Origin of the sequence: Streptomyces sp. SID3343, assembly GCF_009865215.1 — a bacterium.
Lineage (GTDB): Bacteria > Actinomycetota > Actinomycetes > Streptomycetales > Streptomycetaceae > Embleya.
In genome coordinates this window covers 1-3955 of record NZ_WWJX01000345.1, presented here as the reverse complement: position 1 = coordinate 3955, position 3955 = coordinate 1, and the positions used below count along the sequence as shown (strand labels likewise).

Genomic DNA, 3955 nt, shown 5'->3' with positions numbered 1-3955 from the left:
GCCGCAGGAAGTGCCCGATCGTGGTCCGCAGCGACGCGCGCGGGACGATCGCGTCCACCATCCCGTGTTCGAGCAGGAATTCGGCGGTCTGGAACCCGGCAGGCAGGCTTTCGCCGATGGTCTGTTCGATGACCCGCGGGCCGGCGAAGCCCATCCGGGCGCCGGGTTCGATCAGGATCACGTCGGCGAGGGTGGCGAACGACGCGGCGACGCCGCCGTACGTCGGGTCGGTGATCAGGGACAGCACCAGGATGCCCGCCTCGTCGAGTTCGGCGAGGGCCTGGGCGGTCTTGGCCATCTGCATCAGCGACAAAGCGCCCTCCTGCATGCGCGCTCCGCCGGAGGCGGTGACGAGCAGCAGGGGGACGCGTTCGTGCAGGCTCTCTCGGGCGGCCTCGGTGATCAGCGCGCCGACCGCGCAGCCGAGGCTGCCGCCGAGGAAGCGGAAATCCATCGCGGCGACGACGACGGGCCGGCCGAGGACGGTGCCGCGGACACACAGCACGGCCTCGTCCATGCCGGTGGCGGCGCGGGCCTCGTCCAGGCGTTCGGGATAGGGACGCGAGTCGGCGAAGCGCAACGGGTCGTGCAGGGTCCGGGCCGCTTCGAGGACCGATTCCGAGCCGGGATCGAGGAGTTGCTCCAGTCGGTGCCGCGCGGTCAGCCGGGCGTGGTCGCCGCACCCCGGACACACGTGCAGGGTGCGCGCGAAGCGTTTGCCGTACACGAGTTCGGTGCATTGCCCGCATCTGACCCAGTCGGGCCGTTTGAGGGTGGTGGGTCTGCTCTCGATCTCGAACATGCCTGGTTCCTTCGGCGGTGTCGGGCCCTGCACGGCGTGGGCTATCCGGTGGCGCCACGCTCCCAGCGGTAGAACTCGTGGGCCATCGCGTCCTGCGGTCCGCGCCAGGTGAGCGGGTCGTAGGCGTCGATGTGGGGCTGGAGTCGCTTGCTGATCTCGCGGAACTCCGGATGCCCGGTCACCTCGGCCACCGCGGGGCCCGGCGGCCGCTCGGCCTCGATCAGGTGCAGGTAGACGTCGCCGAACCGGAACAGGCTGCGGCCGGTGACGCCGACCAGTCCCGGGAGTTCGCCTTGGTCCGAGGTCGCGAAGATGTCCGCGATGTGGGGGGCCGACTCGGGCTTCATCCGAGCCACGATCAGGGTGCGATACACGGATCACGTCCAGGTGAGTGTTGGGTTGCGACGAAGTCGAGGGTCGGCGCCGAAGTCGGAGATCGGCACCGGGCCGCGGGCCGACACGACGGCCGGGTCCACACCGAGGCCGCGGTGGTCGCGTCGAGCCGCGGCCTCGGTGGTCGGCGGCGCCGTGACGCGTGGCGTCACGGCGCGCAAGGATCACAATCCGACCGGTTGTTCGCCCGTCGTCATGCCGACGCGGGCTCCAGGCCCAGATCCTTGGCCCGCTGCTGGACCTTGTCGCGGATGAGTTGCATCTGGGTCCGCGAGTTGCGGTTGATGTTGTCCGTCATCCACTCGTCGTCCACGGGCGCGGTCGGCTTCATCGCGAAGTCCTGCACCCAGCGCATCCGGACGCCGTCGGGCTCCTCGTGGTACTCCCAGCGGATGTGCATGTACGCGAACGGCCCGGTCTCCACGCGCTGCGCCCACACCGTGCGCGCTTCACGGTCGCCCTCGCGTTCGGAGACCCAACTCCAGACCTTGCCGTCCTGGTCGGGATGCATCGTCAGGCGGAAGGTGACCTTTTCGCCCTCGCGCGCCAGCACCTCGACCGAGGCGTACTCGCTGAACAGGTCGGTCCAGTGCTCGACATCGTTGGTGATGTCCCAGACGAGGTCGAGCGGCGCCGAGATGACGATGTCGTTGTCGGTGTGTCCGGTCATGTCAAGCTCCTGACGTGAGTTGGCTGTTCGCGATGTCGATGAAGTCCAGCGGGGTCTTGGCCTGGTCGAGGTCCGTACCGAGCGGCGTCTTGTAGCGACGCTCCAGTTCGGACACGACACCGAGCAGGCCGAGCGAATCGAGCCCGAACTCGGCGAAGGTCGAGCCGGGACGCTCGCTCATCGTCGCCGGCTCGGCCGTGACGCCGGCGCAGCTGCGCATGAGTTCGGCGAGTTCCTCGTACGTGACGGGGCCGTTCATGATGCGTTCCTTTCGTACGGTGGATCGCGACCTGCGTGGGGACGCGGGTGCGGGGCGCCGAAACGCGGCCGGTTGCCGCGGGGTTCACCCGCGGCGGTCCTCGCCGCAGCGCAGGACCAGGGCCGCGTTGCAGCCCATCAGGCCGCGGCTGAGCACCAGCGCGGTGCGCAACTCGGCGGCCCGGGCGCGGCCGGTCACCAGGTCGAAGTCGTGGCAGATGTCGACGATTCCGGGGGTGGGCGGCACGACGCCGTGTTCCATGGCCAGGATCGCGGCGGCGCAGTCGAGCACGGGCGCACCGCAATACGCGCGCCCGGTGCCGGTCTTGGGCGCGGTGACCGGCACCCGCGCGGCGTGCGCGCCGAGCGCGTCGGACAGTGCGAGTACCTCCGCGTGGTCCGCGTCGGGTACCCCGAGCGCGTCGGCGAACACCACGTCGATCTCCTCGGGAGCGCATTCGGCCTCGGCCAACGCGTCGCGGATCGCGCGGGCGAGGCCGTGCCGCGACGCCGCCCAGTCGGCGGTCCCGGTGAAGGTGGCGCCGTGACCGGCCACCACGGCGCGGATCCGGGCGCCGCGGCGGTGGGCCACCTCCTCCGCCTCCAGGACGAACATCGCCCCACCCTCCGCGGGCGTGAAGCCGCACGCGTCGGTCGTGAAGGGCAGGTACGCCCGGGCGGGGTCGCCGGCCAGGCTCAGTTCGTCGTAGCCGAGTTGGCACACCATCGAGTAGGGGGCGAAGGGTGCCTCCGCGGCCCCGACGACGACGGCCTCGGCGCCGCGGCGAATGCTCCGGCCGGCGTGCGCGATGGCGTCGAGCCCGCCGGCCTCGTCGTTGGCCAGGACCGCGCAGGGGCCCTTGAAGCCGCCGCGGATGGAGACCTGGCCGGTGGTGGCGGCGTAGAACCAGGCGATGGACTGGTAGGGGCCGACCCGGCCGGGGCTGTCGCCCCACAGGTTCTGTAGTTCGCGTTGGCCGAACTCGCCGCCCCCGGAGCAACTCGCGGTGACCACGCCGATGTCGAACGGGGCCACCGTGTCGGCCAACGCGGAGTCGGCCAACGCCTCGTCGGCGGCGACGAGCGCGAAGTGGGTGAAGCGGTCGGTCTGGACGAGGAAGTGTTCCTCGACCGTGCCCGCCGGTTCGAAGTCGCGCACCTCGCCCCCGACCGCCAACGGCGAGTCCGCGCAGCCTTCTCGGGAGATCCGGTCGAGGACACTCACGCCGGCGCGGGTGGCCTTCCAGAAGACGTCGGTACCGATGCCGGTGGGGGCGACCACGCCCACACCGGTCACCACGGTCCGTCGGAGCAGGCGTCCGGTACTCATCGAGTCCTCCCCACGCGGCGGTCCAGGACGACGGCCGACTGGAAACCGCCGAACCCACTGCCGACCGAGAGCACCGTGTCGAGCGTGCGCTGCCGGGCGGTCTTGGGTACGTAGTCGAGATCGCACTCGGGGTCCGGGGTCTCGTAGTTCGCCGTCGGCGGTACCGCCTGGTGGGCCAAGGCCAGTACGCAGGCGGCCAGTTCGATCGCGCCGATGGCGCCGAGCGAGTGCCCGACCATGGATTTGATCGAGCTCATCGGCGTCGAGTAGGCGTGCTCGCCCAGGGCTCGCTTGACCGCGGCCGTCTCGTGGCGGTCGTTCTGCTTGGTGCCCGAGCCGTGCGCGTTGACGTAGTCGATCGCGGTGGGGTCCACCCGCGCGTCGGCCAAAGCCCGTTCGATGGCTTCGGCCATCTCCAGACCCTCCGGGGTCAGGCCGGTCATGTGATACGCGTTGCCTCGGGTCGCGAAGCCGCCGATCTCGCAGTACACCCGGGCCCCGC

The 3955-nt window shown here is 70.8% G+C and carries 5 protein-coding genes and 1 pseudogene; all 6 read right to left on the bottom strand.

The annotated features are described in order from the left end of the window. On the bottom strand, nucleotides 1-802 hold an 802-nt coding region (accD, locus tag GT354_RS11925; protein ID WP_161356271.1), incomplete at its 3' end, for an acetyl-CoA carboxylase, carboxyltransferase subunit beta. Nucleotides 803-843: 41 nt separating this feature from the next. Next, a complete protein-coding gene (locus GT354_RS11920) occupies nucleotides 844-1176 on the bottom strand; it encodes a TcmI family type II polyketide cyclase (RefSeq protein WP_161356270.1) in 333 nt (110 codons plus the stop codon). Between the two features lie 212 nt (nucleotides 1177-1388). Next, nucleotides 1389-1865: an SRPBCC family protein gene (locus tag GT354_RS11915; protein WP_161356269.1), complete on the bottom strand. Its 477-nt coding sequence runs from the start codon at nucleotides 1863-1865 to the stop codon at nucleotides 1389-1391. Nucleotide 1866: 1 nt separating this feature from the next. Continuing rightward, on the bottom strand, nucleotides 1867-2124 hold the full coding sequence (locus GT354_RS11910) for an acyl carrier protein (protein ID WP_161356268.1): 258 nt from the start codon (nucleotides 2122-2124) through the stop codon (nucleotides 1867-1869). Between the two features lie 84 nt (nucleotides 2125-2208). Then, nucleotides 2209-3453: a beta-ketoacyl synthase N-terminal-like domain-containing protein gene (locus GT354_RS11905; RefSeq protein WP_161356267.1), complete on the bottom strand. Its 1245-nt coding sequence runs from the start codon at nucleotides 3451-3453 to the stop codon at nucleotides 2209-2211. Beyond that, nucleotides 3450-3955, bottom strand: a pseudogene (locus tag GT354_RS11900) (beta-ACP synthase); the annotation flags it as partial. The gene GT354_RS11905 and the pseudogene GT354_RS11900, both read right to left, overlap by 4 nt.